Origin of the sequence: Bacillus sp. FSL W8-1143, assembly GCF_037965155.1 — a bacterium.
Lineage (GTDB): Bacteria > Bacillota > Bacilli > Bacillales > Bacillaceae > Bacillus > Bacillus pumilus.
In genome coordinates this window covers 1,458,028-1,475,656 of the sequence record NZ_CP150182.1, presented here as the reverse complement: position 1 = coordinate 1,475,656, position 17,629 = coordinate 1,458,028, and the positions used below count along the sequence as shown (strand labels likewise).

Here is a 17,629-nt window from a genome sequence, read left to right as displayed (position 1 = left end):
TGTTAATTTTCTTCACCGATAATTTCTACTTCTGTATGCATCTCTACGTTGTAGTCTTCTTTAATTTTCTTTTGGATGAACTGAATTAAGTCCAGCACGTCTTGAGCAGTCGCTCCACCAGCGTTGACAATAAAGTTGCCGTGCATATCAGAAATTCTAGCTCCGCCGATTTGGTATCCTTTTAAATTCGCTTTTTCTACAAGCTGTCCTGCATATTCAGGCAGCGGATTTCGAAAAATACTGCCAGCACATGGCCGGTTATAAGGCTGAGTTTCTTTACGATAATCTTTATTTTGCTGCATCTTCTTTGTGATTTTTTCGCGGCCATCCTGCTTGAGCTTAAACACAGCTTCTAGAACAATGCCAGGTCGTTCCTTTTGTAGGACTGACGTTCGATAGCTAAAATTCATTTGTTCATTTGTGAGCCACTCGATGCTTCCATCTTCAAATAAGATTCTGGCTTTCACAAGAATCTTACTGATATCAGATCCATGTGCACCTGCGTTCATATAAACAGCGCCTCCAATAGATCCCGGAATACCAGCTGCGAATTCCAGTCCTGAAAGACCCTGTTTACTAAGTGATGTCGCGAGCCTTACGACAGAGTAGCCGCCGCCTACTGTAATTTCTTCATCATTTACAGTTAGGTGATCCAGTCCAGCACCTAGCTTTAGGACAACTCCTCGAATTCCCTTATCAAGGACAAGTAAATTAGATCCTCTTCCAATGACCGTCCAATTCGTATGGTGTTTTTTCACATGATCCATGATCGTTTTCACTGCATCGATATCTTTTGGGATGATCAAAAGATCTGCTGGTCCGCCTATTTTCATTGTTGTATGATTTGCAAGCGGCTCATTTTCAAGTACTTTACCAACTTGCGCTTCTAATAATTCATTCTTCAAGTTCTCCATATTACCCTCCGCCTTACCTAATATCATTCCATCATGTAGTCGTAATTTCTTTTAACACATTATATAAACGTGTAGCCGCATCTGGTACTCCGAGTTCTTTCGTTAAACGGCTCATTTGATTGAGTTTTTCTTCATTACCAGCAATTTCATCAATGGCATGCAGCAAACGATCCCCTGAAAGCTCTGATTCTCTTAAAACAATCGCAGCATCATGTTTTTCAAGTGATCTTGCATTGATTTCCTGATGATTTGCCGTCACGTATGGGCTCGGAATAAAAATGGTTGGGATTCCAAGAGCCGTTACTTCAGCAATTGTTGTAGCTCCTGCTCTTGCAACAATCACATCGATCGATTTTAGGTACTCTGGCATTTGATGCAAGAAAGGTTTGGTGATCATGTTAGGTGCTGCACCTTTTTCCTTTAGTTCATTCAACACTTTTTCATAATGAACCTCACCTGTGATATATAAAAGCTGGTAGTTTTTAGCCTTTAAATCATCTTGCATTTCGATCACTGCTCTATTGATAGGAGCAGCACCTCGACTCCCGCCGAAAATAAGAACCGTTTTTTTCTTTTCATCGAGCCCGAATTCTTTAAGAGATTTCCCCTCTTTTATAGAGACGACTTCAGAGGCTCTAGGGTTTCCCGTAAATACAACCTTTTCAGAAGGAAAATGTGCCTTTGCCTCATCAAAGCATATGGCTACCCTATTAACATATCTCGCTAGGAACTTATTTGTAATACCAGGCAGGCTGTTTTGTTCGTGTATAATGGTCGGGATCTTCAGCTTAGAAGCCGCATAAACAACAGGCCCACACACATAACCGCCTGTTCCAATAACCGCATCAGGCTTGAATTCTTTTAAGTAAGATTTGCTTTTTTGAACGCCTTTTAAAAATCTCATCACCGTTTTGACGTTATCAAAGGAAAGCTTTCGTTTAAAACCTGAAATTTCTATTGCCTTGAAAGGGATATTTTCTCTTTCTACAATTTTCTTTTCAAGTCCATTTTCAGTACCGATATATAAAAATTCCACATCAGGATGCAGTCTTTTCACTTCTTTAATAAAGGCTAAGGCCGGATAAATATGTCCGCCTGTTCCGCCTCCACTGATTACTATACGCATTATACCATTTCCCCTCAATTTTTTTCTGCTCTGAACAAAGTATAAACCCTGTTTTAAACAACAGGGCTCCATTAAAACCTGTAAAGAAGAGTCAAAATAAACGTTTTCGAAACAAAAACTGTCATTTTCACTCTTCAAATCATTTTTTTATACTTTTGCAAAATAAACGTCAACATGGTTTCATTAGCTTCAGCACGCTAATATCTTGCGTACCTGCTGACATTCAAAAGTACGCCAATCGCCATCAGCATTAATGTCAATGATGAGCCGCCATAACTAAGGAATGGGAGCGTGATACCTGTCACAGGAATAAGTCCAGTGACAACTGCGATGTTAATCATTACTTGAATGGCAACCATTGAAATAATACCAACTGCTAGGAAACTCCCATATAAGTCTGGGGCTCCAAGTGCTATTCGTATGCCTCTCCATAATAGAACACTAAAGAGGAGTAAAATGAGTGATCCCCCTATAAAGCCAAGCTCTTCAGACAATATCGCAAAGATGAAGTCCGTTTGGGGCTCAGGTAAATAGAAGAATTTTTGTCTACTTTGACCAAGTCCCATTCCGAACAGACCACCTGGACCAACAGCGTATAAGGACTGAATAATTTGAAACCCACTGCCTAGTGGATCTTCCCAAGGATTTAAATAAGATGTAATTCGTTTTATTCGGTAGGGTGCTGATAAGACAAGTGCAGCGAACCCGCTGAGCCCTATAAGACCGAGAAATATAAAGTGAGCAATTCTCGCACCTGAAACAAATATCATAATAATACAGGTTCCAACCATCACCGTTCCTGTTCCCAGATCCGGTTGAAGCATGATGATGGCAAATGCAGAAAATACAATGCCTAAAGCTGGGGCAAAACCTTTTCGAAAGGATGTGATATTTTTTTGCTTTTCAGATAAGAATTTTGCAAGAAACGCAATCATCGCAAGCTTCATGAATTCAGAGGGCTGAATACTAAACGCTCCGACACCGATCCAGCTTCTTGATCCATTTCTCTCCATACCGATACCAGGAATAAGTACAAGTAGCAAAAGGAGAAAACAAACAGCAATCAATATCTTTGACCAAGTCCGCCACGTCCAATAATCGACTCGCATAATGAAAAACATTGCGATAACTCCGATTCCGGCAAACAACAGCTGTCTTTTTGCAAAATAAAACGAATCATCAAATTTATACGATGCCCACACAGCACTAGCGCTGTACACCATAATTAAACCAATCGTCAATAAAAGTAACGTAATGACAACAAGCAAAAAATCCGGAGAAGTTTTCTTATTCGTCAAGAGACCGACACCCCAAGCATAATTTCATTTGGGCTGTCAGTCATATGAGAGACAAGCCCTTATTTAAGCATATGCACGGCGTTTACAAACATGTCTCCACGTTCTTCAAATGTTTTATGTTGATCCCAGCTTGCACAAGCCGGAGATAATAAAATCACGTCTTCTTCTTCAGATATGTTAAACGCCGCAGGTACTGCTTGTTCAACATTATCGACATGTTTTACGTGATGTATTCCAAGCTCTTCACCAAGCTTCACAAACTTAGGTGCAGTCTCACCAAATGTGATAATTCCTTTGACATGTTTCATAAAAGGTATCAACTCATCAAATTCATTGCCTCGATCAAGTCCACCTGCTAATAAAATAGTCGGTTGTTCGAAGGCTGACAATGCTTTAGTTGTTGCCAGTATATTGGTCGCCTTGCTATCGTTATAAAATTTCCGACTCTGAATTGTATCTACAAATTGCAGACGATGCTTCACTCCACCAAATGTTGTGAGTACGCGTGTGATCGCTTCATTTGAGCAACCTGCATTTTTCACAACACAAATAGCTGCCAGAATGTTTTCTTGATTATGCTCACCAGGAAGAACAACATCCTTTACATCAATGATATGTTCATTCATGTAGTAAATTGCACCATGTTGAATAAACGCACCATGATCTACTGGCTCTTTCACTGAGAAAAACACTTTTTTTGCTTTTGAACCTTCTGCCAGTTTTACAACCGAAGGATCATCTAGGTTAATTACAGCGATGTCATCTTCTTGTTGATGTGCGAATACTTTCTGCTTTGCTTTTTCATATTCTTCACGAGTGTGGTGATAGTCTAAATGTGCATCAAAAATATTTAATATTAAGCTGATTTTAGGTCTAAATTCAACTGTTCCCATTAACTGAAAAGAAGACAGTTCCGTTACGATCCACTCATCGCCAGCTGCATTTGCAGCGACTTCACTGGCAACTGTTCCAATATTACCTGCCACTAATGTTTTTTGGCTGTCTTTTTTCAGCATTTCATAAATCAATGTCGTGGTAGTGGTTTTTCCATTCGATCCAGTAATCCCAATAAAAGGAGATGGGGTTAAATGATATGCTAATTCTATTTCCGTCCAAACTGGAATTTGGCGGCGAAGTGCTTCTTGAACCATCACATTTTCATATGGAATTCCTGGATTTTTAATTAAAATTGTAATGTCTTTATCTTCGAATATACGAAGAGGATGACTGCCACAAACGACATCAATCCCCTTTTCAGAAAGTAGCTGAGCAGGTTTATTTTCTTCAAACGGTTTTTGATCATTTACCGTCACATTTACTCCATGTTCATGAAGAATTGAAGCTGCCGCATATCCGCTTTTAGCAAGACCTAATACTAGTACATGTTCGTTTTTTAACATTTGCATCTTATTCAATTATAACCACACCTCGATGTAAATTCCTAAAACAGCAAGTAATAAACCAGCTGTCCAGAAGGTGACAACTACTCTCCACTCTGACCAACCAACTAACTCATAGTGGTGGTGAAGCGGACTCATCTTAAAGATTCTTTTGCCGGTTGTTTTAAAGGAGATGACTTGAAGAATAACAGATAACGTCTCAACAACAAATACTCCACCAATAATGACAAGTAAAATTTCAAGCTTCGTTAAAATCGCAATTGCTACAATGGCTCCGCCTAATGCTAGAGAACCTGTATCACCCATAAATACTTTTGCAGGATGTGCGTTAAACACAAGGAAGCCAAGAACGGCTCCTGCAACAGCTACTGAAAAGATCGCTACATCATACTGGGATTGATTCCAAGCCAGTATAGCAAATGCTCCGAAAGCAATAGCAGCGGTTCCAGATAAGAGGCCATCCAGTCCATCTGTTAAGTTTACGGCATTAGAACCTCCGACAAGCATGAAAACAACAAGGATAAAGTAAGCCCATCCTAAATCAAAGCTGACGTCTGTTCCTGGAATGCGAATCGTCGTTGCAAACTGATAATAATGGAAAACTGCATAAAAGATCACAGCGATCACAATTTGACCGATTAATTTCTGTTTCGATGTTAATCCAAGATTTCGTTTCATCGCTACTTTAATATAATCATCTAAAAATCCTAATAGGCCGTAACCAAGTGTGACAAATAACAGTAAAAACATTTCTGGACTAATCTCAGAAAATTTGTTGATCATCACAATTGTTGTAATAGTGATAGAAAAGATAATCATGATGCCGCCCATTGTCGGCGTCCCAGATTTCTTTTGATGGGACTGCGGGCCCTCTTCTCTAATACTTTGACCAAATTTTAGTCTTCTTAAAAACGGTATAAAAATCGGGGATAAAAGAACACTGATTAAAAATCCCATTATGATTGTAAACAATATCACCTGTTCAAGCATCGTTCTTTACTCCTTCCGAATTTCCAAAGCCGTTTTCCATCAGAAAATTGCATTCATTATTATGGTATTCATTCGCGTTCTTCGTATGTTGTTTTTGTACAAAATGCTTCATTTCATTACACTCTTTTCATCATTTTAAGATTTGTTTAGATCTAAAATAGCGTCAATAGCAACCTTTGCATCATCAAAGTCATAGACTTGATCGTCAATAATTTGATAGGTCTCATGGCCTTTACCGGCTATTAAGACTGTATCGCCTTTTTTCGCATTGGCAATGGCAAAGAAGATCGCTTGTTTCCGATTCACAAAGCTATGATAATATGCGTCTGGTACCCCGTTTTCCATATCTTTTAAAATGGCTGAAGGATCTTCGCTTCTTGGGTTGTCTGATGTAAATATAGGTTCATCTGCATATTTCACAGCGATTTGAGCCATTTGAGGACGCTTTGTTTTATCACGGTCGCCGCCGCAGCCAATCACGCAGAAAATTTTGCCCTCTGTTAATTCTTTACATGTTGTGAGGACATTTTCTAAACTATCAGGTGTATGTGCGTAATCGACGATGACAGGGAAGTCTTGATCGCAGTTTACAAGTTCAAATCTGCCCTTGACTCCTTCCAGCTCTTCAATCGCACTCACGATCGTCTCAAATGTTAAGCCAGATACGATCCCAACTGATACAGCTGCGAGGATATTATACACATTGAACTTTCCGACGAGGGCAACCGTCACTTTCTTGGTGCCGATTGGAGTGACCAAATCAAATTGAGTTCCCTTCGGCATGATTTGAATATTTTTTGCCATGACATCTGCTTTTCGCTCTAGGGCATACGTCATGACTTCAGCAGCTGTGACTTTTTCAAAATAACTCGAAGCCTCATCATCTGCATTTAAAATCGCATGCTTCGGTTTATTGTGATGAAAGGCACTTCCGAGCTGAGAAAACAGCAAGCTTTTCGCATGTTTATATTCTTCCATTGTGTTGTGGTAGTCAAGATGGTCCTGCGTAAGATTTGTGAAAACAGCAATATCATAATCACATCCATGCACCCTGCCAAGATGGAGGGCATGTGATGATACTTCCATGATGGCTGTGTCTACATCTTGATCAAGCATCTGTTTAAACGTTTTTTGAAGTGTGACACTTTCAGGTGTGGTGTTTTTCACGTCGAGAATGTCATCATTCACCTTCATATACATCGTACCGATTAAGCCTGTTTTCTTCTCGGCTTTTCTCATCATTTGTTCAATCATGTGTGTTGTTGAGGTTTTTCCGTTTGTGCCTGTGATCCCGATGAGATTCAGCTTATGAGTGGGCTGTTCATAAAACGCATCAGCTATTCTTGCAAGTGCTCTTTGAGAGTGTTTCACAATAATGACTGGTACCTCTGTTATGTTAAGAGGGTGTTCTGCTACAATGGCAGCAGCCCCGCTTTTCACCGCTTTTTCAGCATAATCGTGTCCATCTACTGTATAGCCTTTTATACAGACAAAAAGGCTTCCCTTTTTCACCTCTCTTGAATCCATTTCAATGGAAGTGATATCAGGATTTTCGTTTATCAATTCGTTGTTTTCACTTTTAAAGTATGTAAGCAGTTCTTGTAATTTCATTTTCATATCAAACCTCTCAAATTCGTTCACGTGCATGTCTTGTGAAAAAAACACACAGTCTATATTTTATCGTAAAAAAAAGGATACATCCAGCGTATTCCTTAAGTTTCTGTTGGAAAAAACACACTTTGGACTCTTTTTTTCAAACTGGCCTTCTCTTTCAACAAAAAGAGGCAGCCAAATGAGTGCGGCTACCCTCTGTTCATTCTTTATTATTCATCGTTTAAGTATAATCTGATCGTGGAGCCTTCTTTGACCTTTGTCCCAGCAGCAGGTGATTGCTTCACTACTTTACTGCCAGTTCCTGAGGCATCGATCTTTAGGTTGATCAAGAGGGATTCAAGATCTGAAACAGATCCTCCTACAAGATTCGGTACTTCAATGGTTTTTGTGTCCAGCCACTGATACTTCTTTTCAATTTGGCCTTTTCTTTTTTTCACACCCATCTCAGGCAGGCTATCCCGCATAATATGACCAACAATTGGTGCGGCAACGGTACCACCAAATTGAATGGTGCCTTTTGGATTATCCACAGCTACATAGACTACGATACTTGGGTCATCTGCAGGCGCAAATCCGATAAACGACACAATATGGTTATTCTCCATATACTTTCCGTCCTTTACCTTCTGTGCTGTTCCTGTTTTTCCGCCAACCCGATACCCTTCAACAAATGCATTTCGGCCAGTTCCTTGAGCGACTACACTTTCAAGTGCATACCTGATTTCTTTAGATGTCTCTGCTGAAATCACTTTCTTTTTGGCAATCGGTGATTGCTTTTTCACAACCTCTTTTGTGATTGGATCTATCCATTCTTTTGCAATATAAGGCGTGTAAAGTGTCCCGCCATTTACTGCAGCTGCTACTGCAGCTACTTGCTGAATTGGCGTAACAGATACACCTTGACCAAAGGCCGTGGTCGCCTGCTCTACAGGACCTACACGATCAAGCGGGAACAAAATTCCCCGCCCTTCTCCTTGAAGGTCAATTCCGGTTTTTTGGCCAAATCCGAAATTTTTGATATAAGAAAATAATTTTTCTTTACCAAGACGGTCTCCTAGCTCTACAAAGCCAGGGTTACAAGAATTTTGAACTACTTCCAAGAATGACTGTGATCCGTGCCCGCCTTTTTTCCAGCACCTGAGTCTTGCACCATCAACTGTCACAGATCCGCTGTCAAAAAATGAATCGCGTTTTAAATTCACTTTCTTCTCTTCTAATGCTGCTGCAAGTGTAATAATTTTAAATGTCGAACCCGGCTCATATGTGCTCCACACCGGAAGATTTCGGTTAAACACTTTTGAGTCAACTGATTGATAGTCAGCTGGATCAAAATCTGGTCTGCTTGACATTCCTAGCACTTCACCATTTTTCGGATTCATCGCAATCGCAATCATACCATCTGGATTATACTTTGCCTGCGCATTGTCTAATTCCCGTTCTATGATGGTTTGTACTTTTGCATCGACTGTTAATTTCATATCAAGACCATCTTTAGGCGGTGTATAATCGTCTGCTTCATCTGGCATTTTCTGCCCTTTTGCATCAGAATAAAACTTCACAGACCCTTTTTCGCCTTTTAGGTCATCGTCATAGTAGGCTTCAAGTCCAAGTAAGCCTTGATTATCGATTCCAGCAAAGCCGAGTACATGTGAAAGAAAGCTGCCAAACGGATAATGTCTGATGCTGTCTTCTGCTACATACACGCCTTCTAAATCAAGCTCTCTTACTTCTTTTGCTTTTTCATGTGATACCTTTCTGCCCTCAGGAGAAATTCGTTCAATTGATGTTTTTTTCGTGACGTGCTTGTACGCTTTTTCTTCAGACATATTCAGCACAGCTGCCAATTTCTTGCTTGTTTCTGCGGGATCTTTAATTTGCCGAGGGACGACCAAAATAGATGGAGCACTTTTGTTCGTCGCAAGCTCTACCCCATTCCGGTCCAAAATATCTCCTCGTTCTGGTTCGAATGGGAGGTTTCGGCTCCATGAATCTTTTGCTAAGCTTGTCAGCTTCTCACCCATAATAAACTGCACATATCCTAATCTAGTATCTATGATGAAAAAAATGATCACCCCAAACAGCAGCACGAAAAGCAATCGTTTTCTCACTGTTACACTCGACACTCGCACGCCCGGTTCACTCCTTACATATGGCTTGTTTTCATCATATGCAGGCCCGTCCTTTTGTAGAACGCACCGTGATATTCTGCTGGAGCAAAAGAAAAAACCTAGCAAGTGATTTGCTAGGTTTACAGTTAATTTGGGCTTTTAAATGTCACAGTGACGACTTTGTCTGAAATCTCCGCTCCACTTTTGACACTTTGTTTCACAGCATATCCTTGTCCATTTGTTTCTATATGCACACCGGCAATCGAAGCATATTGAAGGACTTCTCTTCTGGACCAGCCTGTCATATCAGGCATCTTAATGGTTTTCCCTGCTGTTTTCAAGAAGACTTTCTGGCTTTCAGAGAATTCAGAGCCCGCACTCGGCCACTGGCGTTTAATGGACAGACCGTCGCCGATGACAACAGGTGTTAAGTGTTTATTTTTGACTTCTGTTTCAGCCTGCTTCACTTCTAAATCCAGGAATGAAGGCATCGTTTCTTGTTTCATTTTTTGTTCGCCTGATTTCTTATTGTCTGTTTTTGTTGGTGCAATATTTAAATATAGCAAACTATTTTTCATGACAGGGTTAAAGATTTGAGAAACCGGAGCTGACCCCGTTTCTGTTTCAGACAGCTGCGGCTGCTGGACAGCCACATAAACAAGTAGCTTCGGATCATCTTTTGGCGCCATTCCCATAAATGAAAAGACGTAATCGTTTCTTCCTTGGAGGTAACCGCCGGCACCGCCAATTTGTCCCGTTCCTGTTTTTCCAGCAACGTCGAAGCCTTTGATTTGATAAGGCTGACCTGTTCCAATTTTCGAGGAAACAACCTCACCTAAAATGTCACGAACTTGCTTCGCTGTATCAGATGAAATCGGTTTTCCTGCCGCTGTTGGTTCGTGCTGCAAAATCGTTTTGTTTGTGTTCGGGTCTGTAATATGGTCAATGACATATGGCTTCATCATTGTTCCGCCGTTTGCTATCGCAGTGGCTGCTTCGATTTGTTGAATCGGTGTGATGGCTGATGCTTGACCATAAGCTGTCGATGCTTTGTCATATTCATATCTATAATTGATTTTACTAGACGCTTCGTTCGGCAAGTCAATCCCCGTTTTGTCATAGAAATGGAACTTCTGCAAATATTGTTCGTAGCGTGTGAAGCCTAGTTTTTCTTTTGCCAGCTTTGCAAAGGCCACATTTGACGAGCGAAGAACTCCTTGATGAAAGTCAATTTTCCCCCAGCCATTTCCGTTGTTGTGGTCTCGGACAAGTCCGCCGCCTACTTTATAAGTACCAGATTGATATTTGTCATTGCCTTGGTAGACCCCTTCTTGGATCGCCGCAGCGAGGGTAAAGATCTTCATCGTTGAACCTGGTTCAAACGCATATGAAATCACATCATTGTTATAATTCGTAATGTCTAGTTCATTTAAATTAAAGCTTGGCCGCTGCCCCATCGCGAGAACCTTCCCAGTTTTCGGATCAACGACTGTGGCAATGATTTTCTTCGGCTTATACTTTTTGGCAACCTGCGTCATACTTTCTTCAAGAAACGCTTGAATTTTCTGATCGATGGTCAGCGTGACATTTTTCCCGTCTTTCGGGGCGACAATGTCTTCTTTACTATTCGGTAAGGCCCATCCGCTTCTGTCACTGTTATATGTCACATAGCCGTCTTTTTCTTTTAAAAATTTGTTCAGTGCCTTCTCAAGTCCCATTGCACCTGACATGTCCTTTGTCGCCTCATTTAATCTGGCATAACCGATTAGGTTAGAAGCAAACATGCCGTTAGGATAATATCGCTTCGTGTCTTTTTCAAAAGCAACACCTGGAAGCTTTAGCTTTTCAATTTTTTCCTTCGTTGAAAAACTAATATCCTTCCCCGCTTTACCAAACTCCACTTGGAATGCATCTTTTGTATTGAGACGCTTTAAAATTTCACTTTCACTCATATCGATGACTTTCGAGAGCTCTTTTGCCGTCTTTTCTTTATCGATGACATGCATTGGATGCTTAGGGTCCACTGTCATTTTCTTGCTCATGACCGCAATGAGCTTATACACAGATGTATCCTCAGCGATCACATTTCCATTCCGGTCTAAAATAGATCCTCTTTTTGCTTCAAGTGTTTTCTTCGATTGATATTGTTCATTTGCCTTGGCAGCTAATACTTGTCCATCAACCGTTCCTGTAATTTGAATATAGATAAAACGTGCTAGGATGATAAAGAAAAACAGGGCGAAGCAAATACTCGCAATTGCCGCGCCTCTGTTCATCATTTTATTCTTTTTAGGCATCGCCATGTTAATCGACCTTCTTAACATCTTTCGAAATAGTTAAGCCTGCTTTTTTTGCAGCATCAATGATTCTTTCTGGTTCACTCAGCAAGTCTTTTTCCTTTTGTAGCTCAATGATCTTCTTCGATTCTAAAGATACTTGCTGTTCTAGCTTCTGCACTTCGATATTGGCGTGATAGACAGCAAAGGCTTTAGAAATGATGAGAATCGAGCTGCACATAAGAGCCATGACAAACATGACAAGTAAGATTTTTTCACCAAGTGTGATAGAACCTCTTCTTTTAATGACAACCGATTGGCCTTGCTGCTCTGTTTGATGTTGCTTCACTTCTCTTTGATAAGCCAAATTACTCATAAGAAACCTCCTTTTTATCATCATCTATGGTGTCGTTTTACTTTTTTTCTGCAATTCGGAGCTTCGCTGAACGGGCACGGTTGTTATGTTCCAGCTCTTGTTCTGATGCAACGATCGGTTTTCTCGTGATCAGCTTCAGCTTTGGTTCAAGTCCTTCTGGAATCACTGGTAGTCCGTGCGGAAGTTCTGGAAGAGAAGACATTTCTCTAAATGTACTTTTACAAATCCGGTCTTCAAGTGAATGGAATGTAATGACAGAAATTCTCCCCTTCGGATTGAGTAACTCTATTGCTTGTTCTAGTGCTTCTTCAAATACTTTCAATTCATCATTTACGGCAATTCGGATCGCTTGAAACACTCTTTTCGCTGGATGTCCGCCAGTTCGTCTTGCAGGTGCCGGAATTCCTTCTTTGATAATGTCGACAAGCTCACCCGTTGTTTCAATTGGCGCTTTTTTTCTTGCTTCTTCAATTTTGCGTGCGATTTGCTTGCTGAACTTTTCTTCCCCATATTTGTAGAAAATCCGAACTAGATCTTCAAATGGCCATTCATTCACCACTTTTTTTGCCGACAATGCGGCTGATTGATCCATTCGCATGTCAAGAGGTGCATCATGGTGATAACTAAAGCCTCTCTCTGGTGTGTCGAGCTGAGGAGATGATACCCCAAGGTCAAAAATCACACCGTCTACGTTTGTAATACCTTGTTCATTCAGACGTTCTTTTAAATATCGGAAGTTGCTTTTTATGAAAAGAATGTTCGCTTTAGAATCCGCGAGCTTCTCTCGTGCATGATCCAGTGCAGCATCGTCTTGGTCAAATCCAATCAATGTTCCTTTTTCTGATAATTGAGATAGTAAATATGAGCTATGACCTGCTCCGCCTAGCGTGCAGTCCACATATGTACCGTCTTCTTTTACGTTTAAACCGTCAACTGTTTCTTTTAATAATACTGTCTCATGTTGAAACATGATGTTATGGTCCCACCTTTTTCAAATAGAAATGAATGTGTAGAAAGCTTGCTGCACAAGGGATTATTATATATCAAATCCAATCATGTTTTCAGCAATTTCAGCAAAAGAATCTTCTTGCTCTTCTGTATATTGTTCCCAGATCGACTTACTCCACAACTCAATTCGATTTGAAACGCCGATGACCACACATTCTTTTTCGAGTTTTGCATATTGGAGTAGGTTTGATGCGATGTTAATACGCCCCTGCTTGTCCAGATCGCATTCGACTGCGCCAGAGAAGAAGAACCGGGTAAACGCACGTGCATCTTTTTTCGTTAGCGGTAGTGCCTTGAGTTTCTCTTCGATTAGTTTCCACTCACTCATAGGGTAGCCAAATAAACATTGATCAAGCCCTCTCGTCAGCACAAACTGTTCTCCGAGACCGTCTCTAAATTTAGCAGGGATGATCATGCGCCCTTTTGTATCAATCGTATGTTGGTATTCACCCATGAACATGATAATCAGAGCCCCACTTTCTCACCCATACTCTCCACTATCCACCACTTCTCTCCACAAAACTTATTCTACACTGTTTCTACATAAAAAAAAACCCTGAACTAGTCAGGGTTCATTAAAACTTTATTTCAAAGTTTGACAATTTGTTGCTTGTTTTGAAATGAAAATGGCATATTTTTGAATGTTTTGAAGAATTCCGGACCATATTTGTTTAAAAAGTACATGATATTCCAAATTCTTTCCTGCGGAGCATCTAGTGGTTTTAAACTATTTTCAATCCGTTCAAAGTCCCGAAGGATATATCCTTCCTTCTCTTCCACACGCTGCGCAACCTTTTGATAAACAAATTGAAGCTGGTCTTCAATAAATTTGGCATTTTTATCTAGCAGCTGCTCGAAGTTTGGTTCAATCTCCAGTGCTTCTTGTCTCATCACGTCATGAGCATTTGCTAATTCACGTTTGGCGTGTTGAACCGCTTGAACAAAGCTGTCTGGAAGACTTTGCTGAAAGTGCGCTTCTTTCTTTTCTTTCACTCCATTTGTCAGCACTTCTTCTACCGACAGTTCTCTAACTGGCAGTTTCTTGTCGATGTGCCTTTCAAGAAGGGTTACATGCAGTCTTGGAAGAACAGGCGCCATCTTTAATTTAAAATGCTCAAAGATTCCTTTCAGCTCTCCCCAATAGTTAACCTCACCGTGTCCTGCCATAAAGGCAAGTGTCGGGAGAAGGGTTTCCTGCATCAAAGGACGCGTCACCACATTGTTGCTAAACCGTTCTGGGTGCTCCTCCACTTCCTGCAAAAGCTCTTCCTTCGTCCACGTAAGCCCCACTTCTGATATAGAAAACCGGCCGTTCTCTTTTTCAATCAGGAAACGTTCCTCATCATATTCGTAAAACAGATTCGCCTGATTGTCACCAGCTTCAATAATTGGCTGATATCCTGCTCGTTTCATAGCAGCCTGCGATTCATTTAAGCGAGCAGTAACTGCATCATTTGTCTCGACAATGTGCTTGAATAACGCACGCTCGAGTGGTTTGACACCTAAGTCCCCCGAATTAAATAAAAGCAGTCCATCCTCTTCAAAGAGGTCACATACAATCCATTCAAAGAAATCAGTAAACGTTTGTGATTTGCGTAAACATCGAAGAAGCTGATCAAACAAGTCATTGGTGTATGCTGATTCTTCATACGTTGAAAACACATCACGGAGCCATGTCTCGGTTTTTTCTTGATCAAGCGGGATTCTTTTCGCAGCCGCTTTTTTGACGTTATGTAATGACAGCTTTTGTTTCACTGGCCCTTTTTCGCCAGATGTGTACACAAAATTAATTTCATCTACGTCATGATCCTCACCGGCTACCCAAAAGACCGGAATCACCGGGACGCCAAGCTCTGTTTCTTTTTCTTTTGCAAACTGAATGATGGATATGATTTTATGTATGGTATAAAGCGGTCCTGTTAATAGACCAGCCTGCTGTCCTCCGACCACCATGACACTCCGTTCATCACGGATCTTTTCAATGTTCTGGCGCATCGCTTTCGATTCAAACTTTGCGTGGTACGCGCTCATATAATCCGCTAAAGCCTCGCGCGGGAAGCTCATTTCCATGAGATCGTCGTATCTCTTTTTCCATGTGTGCTCAGAATGTATATCATAATCAAAAAAAGTCGTCATCTCTTTTTTTTCTTCTATATAATCACGTATGAATAAATTCTGACTTCGGATGGAAAGTTCAGTCAATTGCATGTTTAGAACTTCCTTTCTTCAATAAATAGTTAGTTTCCCGAAAAAAGTATAGCATGTAAATGAGCTCACTCAAAAGATTTTGTTTGCTTTTTTTCCAATACTTCCAAGCTTCGATCAAAGAAAGTGAGATGTGGCGCCGCAACGCTGTGAGCTTGAGCCTTTTTTAAAAGATAGCCAAGGATGGCTTTTCTTTCGGTTTGGCGGCCTTTCACTATATCTTGAAGCATAGACGACTGATTCTCAGCCGTTTTCTCACAAACAGAGACTACATAAGACCAGAGCCGCTCTTTTTCATGTAAGCCCAAGATGGAAACTGCTTCTTCGAATGCACATTTCATCATGTATTCATATGAAGGGTTTGCGATCAATTCCCCGTTTCTCACATGCAGCAAAGCCGTGAGTGGATTAATACAGACATTGACAAGCAGTTTTTCCTCCAGCACCTTTTTCCATTCATCCGTATAGATCATCTGAAAATGAGATGATGTCTCATTCAATGCTTTTTTTATATCAGCTGCTTCCTCATGCTGAAATGCCCCCCACTTGATGACACCGATACCTGTATGGTTCACTGCATGATCTGACATCTTCATAGCTCCGTGCTCTACCACACCTATGTATAATGAATGTCCCGTTTTCCAATTCTCCAAATCTAATAAGTGAGCCATTCCGTTCTGTAAGAATAAGATACGATGAGGAGGTAATGTCGATAGTTCACCAAGTACATCTTGCAAATGATGATATTTCACTGTCACGATGAGCAAATCAAATTCTCCTGTTATTCCTGTCTGTGCATGAACAGCCGCCTGGCATGTTTCTCCTTTTACTGTTCGCTCAATGCCTACTGCTCGAATCTCTTCTGCCTGTTCGTTTCTTCTTGTAAAGACTGTGACGTCATGATGCTGTGATAAATAACTAGCACAAAGCAGACCAATCGCACCGCCGCCAATGATTCCAATATTCAACTGCCGCACATCCCTTTTTCGTTTACTTCATGATATCAACTATTTTAACAGGTTCATGTCGTGATGCAAAAAGCAGATGGCGCGCTATGATTGAATTTTTTTAATTTAAAAACTATAATAATAAGTGTAAAAACTTTTTGAGGCGGGTGGGATGAAAACGCCTTCAATGACATCACTGTCGACATTATGTGTGTAAGGGGGAAGATCATATGGCACAAGTAAAACGACTTCTAATTAATTACAAAACGTTAGAGGAATTTAAACAATTTAAGGAATACGGCATACAAGAGCTATCCATGCTCGAAGACCTTGAAAGCAATATGATTGAAAATGACAGCAACTCTCCATTTTATGGGATTTATTTTGGAGATAAGCTAGTGGCACGTATGAGCCTTTATCAAGTGGACGGCTCAACGACAACGTATTTTAACCACAACCATGATTATTTAGAGCTGTGGAAGCTGGAAGTGCTTCCTGGGTATCAGCGCAAAGGGTACGGCGAAGCACTTGTTGAATTCGCTAAATCGTTCGGATTGCCAATTCGGACCAATCCGCGCGTCAAATCTGCTGGTTTTTGGGATAAAATGGGCTTTGAAGCAGTCAAATATGATATGGAGCGCGATAAGGGTGAAAATCCACTCATCTGGGAGCCCGCACATATTCAAAAAAATACAGGTGAATCCGCTTAAAGGCTGATCACAAAACGCCCCTCCTTTCTCTGTGAGGGGCGTCTCTTTATTTAGCATATTCTTTTAAGCTGATATTCTGTTTGACTCTTTCAACAATACCTATGAGTGCCCGGTAATCTTCTTCTGTCATTTTTAATTGCCGCTTTAAGTGTTCATTTTCTTCTGTAAGTGACTTCAATTGATGCTGTGCATCTGCCAGTTCTTCGCGTAAATGAGTAGGTCCATCAGGTTCTTTTTCAAGCTGCTCTAAAAACTGAATCACTTCTCGAAGGGTCAATTCAACCTGATTTGAAGTAATCTTCTCTTCTATGGTTAACGCATGCTGTGGTAAACCAGAGGAATGAATACCTATTTTTTTGCGCAATTCTTTCCGCTGTTTTTTTGCCAGCTCTATGCCTGCCTGATATTGTTTTCTAACGTATGAGTTCCACCTGAAACCACATGCTGCCGCTGTTCTTGACAATGCTTTCCCGACTTCCTCAAATGCGGAAAGCTGCGTTCCTCCGTCTCGAATGTGCCTTAAGACAACTTCTGCTAAAAGTAAATCTTCATCCTGTGTCCATGCGTCCTGCCTTGTAATCGTCAATTGATCATCCCCCCTGAATCTGAATACCACATCATATGCGCCTACTAGAGTAGATAGACTATTTGCAGGGG

General features: G+C 40.8%; 15 protein-coding genes. 1 reads left to right on the top strand and 14 read right to left on the bottom strand.

Features of this window, described 5'->3' with window-relative positions; all coding sequences use genetic code 11:
- Positions 1-2: 2 nt before the first annotated feature.
- From murB to NSQ36_RS07260, 13 genes are all read right to left on the bottom strand, one after another.
- Positions 3-914 (bottom strand): UDP-N-acetylmuramate dehydrogenase, encoded by a 912-nt coding sequence (murB, locus tag NSQ36_RS07320; protein ID WP_339207117.1) that lies wholly within the window; start codon positions 912-914, stop codon positions 3-5.
- A 31-nt stretch (positions 915-945) separates the two neighbouring features.
- Positions 946-2,040, bottom strand: a complete 1,095-nt coding sequence (murG, locus tag NSQ36_RS07315; RefSeq protein ID WP_003212323.1) for an undecaprenyldiphospho-muramoylpentapeptide beta-N-acetylglucosaminyltransferase — start codon at positions 2,038-2,040, stop codon at positions 946-948.
- Positions 2,041-2,237: 197 nt separating this feature from the next.
- Positions 2,238-3,338, bottom strand: a complete 1,101-nt coding sequence (spoVE, locus tag NSQ36_RS07310; RefSeq protein ID WP_003212197.1) for a stage V sporulation protein E — start codon at positions 3,336-3,338, stop codon at positions 2,238-2,240.
- A 59-nt stretch (positions 3,339-3,397) separates the two neighbouring features.
- Positions 3,398-4,753 carry a UDP-N-acetylmuramoyl-L-alanine--D-glutamate ligase gene (gene murD / locus NSQ36_RS07305; protein ID WP_212045839.1) on the bottom strand — a complete coding sequence of 452 codons (1,356 nt, stop codon included), beginning with the start codon at positions 4,751-4,753 and terminating at the stop codon, positions 3,398-3,400.
- Complete coding sequence (mraY, locus tag NSQ36_RS07300; protein WP_003211854.1) at positions 4,754-5,728, bottom strand: phospho-N-acetylmuramoyl-pentapeptide-transferase; 975 nt, start codon at positions 5,726-5,728, stop codon at positions 4,754-4,756.
- Between the two features lie 135 nt (positions 5,729-5,863).
- Positions 5,864-7,339 (bottom strand): UDP-N-acetylmuramoyl-L-alanyl-D-glutamate--2,6-diaminopimelate ligase, encoded by a 1,476-nt coding sequence (locus NSQ36_RS07295; protein WP_212045889.1) that lies wholly within the window; start codon positions 7,337-7,339, stop codon positions 5,864-5,866.
- Between the two features lie 212 nt (positions 7,340-7,551).
- Positions 7,552-9,471: a stage V sporulation protein D gene (locus NSQ36_RS07290; protein ID WP_012009866.1), complete on the bottom strand. Its 1,920-nt coding sequence runs from the start codon at positions 9,469-9,471 to the stop codon at positions 7,552-7,554.
- 125 nt (positions 9,472-9,596) lie between these two features.
- Complete coding sequence (locus NSQ36_RS07285; RefSeq protein ID WP_339207330.1) at positions 9,597-11,747, bottom strand: penicillin-binding protein; 2,151 nt, start codon at positions 11,745-11,747, stop codon at positions 9,597-9,599.
- 7 nt (positions 11,748-11,754) lie between these two features.
- A complete protein-coding gene (gene ftsL, locus NSQ36_RS07280; RefSeq protein WP_212045837.1) occupies positions 11,755-12,102 on the bottom strand; it encodes a cell division protein FtsL in 348 nt (115 codons plus the stop codon).
- A 37-nt stretch (positions 12,103-12,139) separates the two neighbouring features.
- Positions 12,140-13,072, bottom strand: a complete 933-nt coding sequence (gene rsmH / locus NSQ36_RS07275) for a 16S rRNA (cytosine(1402)-N(4))-methyltransferase RsmH (protein WP_127686901.1) — start codon at positions 13,070-13,072, stop codon at positions 12,140-12,142.
- Between the two features lie 66 nt (positions 13,073-13,138).
- A complete protein-coding gene (gene mraZ / locus NSQ36_RS07270; protein ID WP_003211163.1) occupies positions 13,139-13,570 on the bottom strand; it encodes a division/cell wall cluster transcriptional repressor MraZ in 432 nt (143 codons plus the stop codon).
- A gap of 128 nt (positions 13,571-13,698) precedes the next feature.
- On the bottom strand, positions 13,699-15,318 hold the full coding sequence (bshC, locus tag NSQ36_RS07265) for a bacillithiol biosynthesis cysteine-adding enzyme BshC (RefSeq protein ID WP_212045836.1): 1,620 nt from the start codon (positions 15,316-15,318) through the stop codon (positions 13,699-13,701).
- 65 nt (positions 15,319-15,383) lie between these two features.
- The gene (locus tag NSQ36_RS07260; protein ID WP_339207113.1) at positions 15,384-16,283 is read right to left on the bottom strand and encodes a 2-dehydropantoate 2-reductase; all 900 of its coding nucleotides are present in this window, start codon (positions 16,281-16,283) and stop codon (positions 15,384-15,386) included.
- Positions 16,284-16,492: 209 nt separating this feature from the next.
- On the opposite strand from NSQ36_RS07260, the gene NSQ36_RS07255 reads away from it, so the two are divergent.
- Positions 16,493-16,972, top strand: coding sequence for an N-acetyltransferase (locus tag NSQ36_RS07255; protein ID WP_003211702.1), 480 nt, complete (start codon positions 16,493-16,495; stop codon positions 16,970-16,972).
- A gap of 46 nt (positions 16,973-17,018) precedes the next feature.
- Here the strand turns inward: NSQ36_RS07255 and gerR are convergent, their stop codons facing one another.
- A complete protein-coding gene (gene gerR / locus NSQ36_RS07250) occupies positions 17,019-17,558 on the bottom strand; it encodes a sporulation-specific transcriptional regulator GerR (protein WP_339207111.1) in 540 nt (179 codons plus the stop codon).
- Positions 17,559-17,629: the final 71 nt, after the last annotated feature.

Excerpts from the sequence above, each read along its gene's own strand:
- NSQ36_RS07285 (WP_339207330.1), bottom strand. The coding sequence starts at position 11,747 with ATGCCTAAAAAGAATAAAATGATGAACAGAGGCGCGGCAATTGCGAGT.
- NSQ36_RS07255 (WP_003211702.1), top strand. The coding sequence starts at position 16,493 with ATGGCACAAGTAAAACGACTTCTAATTAATTACAAAACGTTAGAGGAA.
- ftsL (WP_212045837.1), bottom strand. The coding sequence starts at position 12,102 with ATGAGTAATTTGGCTTATCAAAGAGAAGTGAAGCAACATCAAACAGAG.
- bshC (WP_212045836.1), bottom strand. The coding sequence starts at position 15,318 with ATGCAATTGACTGAACTTTCCATCCGAAGTCAGAATTTATTCATACGT.
- NSQ36_RS07295 (WP_212045889.1), bottom strand. The coding sequence starts at position 7,339 with ATGAAATTACAAGAACTGCTTACATACTTTAAAAGTGAAAACAACGAA.
- rsmH (WP_127686901.1), bottom strand. The coding sequence starts at position 13,072 with ATGTTTCAACATGAGACAGTATTATTAAAAGAAACAGTTGACGGTTTA.
- mraZ (WP_003211163.1), bottom strand. The coding sequence starts at position 13,570 with ATGTTCATGGGTGAATACCAACATACGATTGATACAAAAGGGCGCATG.
- murB (WP_339207117.1), bottom strand. The coding sequence starts at position 914 with ATGGAGAACTTGAAGAATGAATTATTAGAAGCGCAAGTTGGTAAAGTA.
- murG (WP_003212323.1), bottom strand. The coding sequence starts at position 2,040 with ATGCGTATAGTAATCAGTGGAGGCGGAACAGGCGGACATATTTATCCG.
- mraY (WP_003211854.1), bottom strand. The coding sequence starts at position 5,728 with ATGCTTGAACAGGTGATATTGTTTACAATCATAATGGGATTTTTAATC.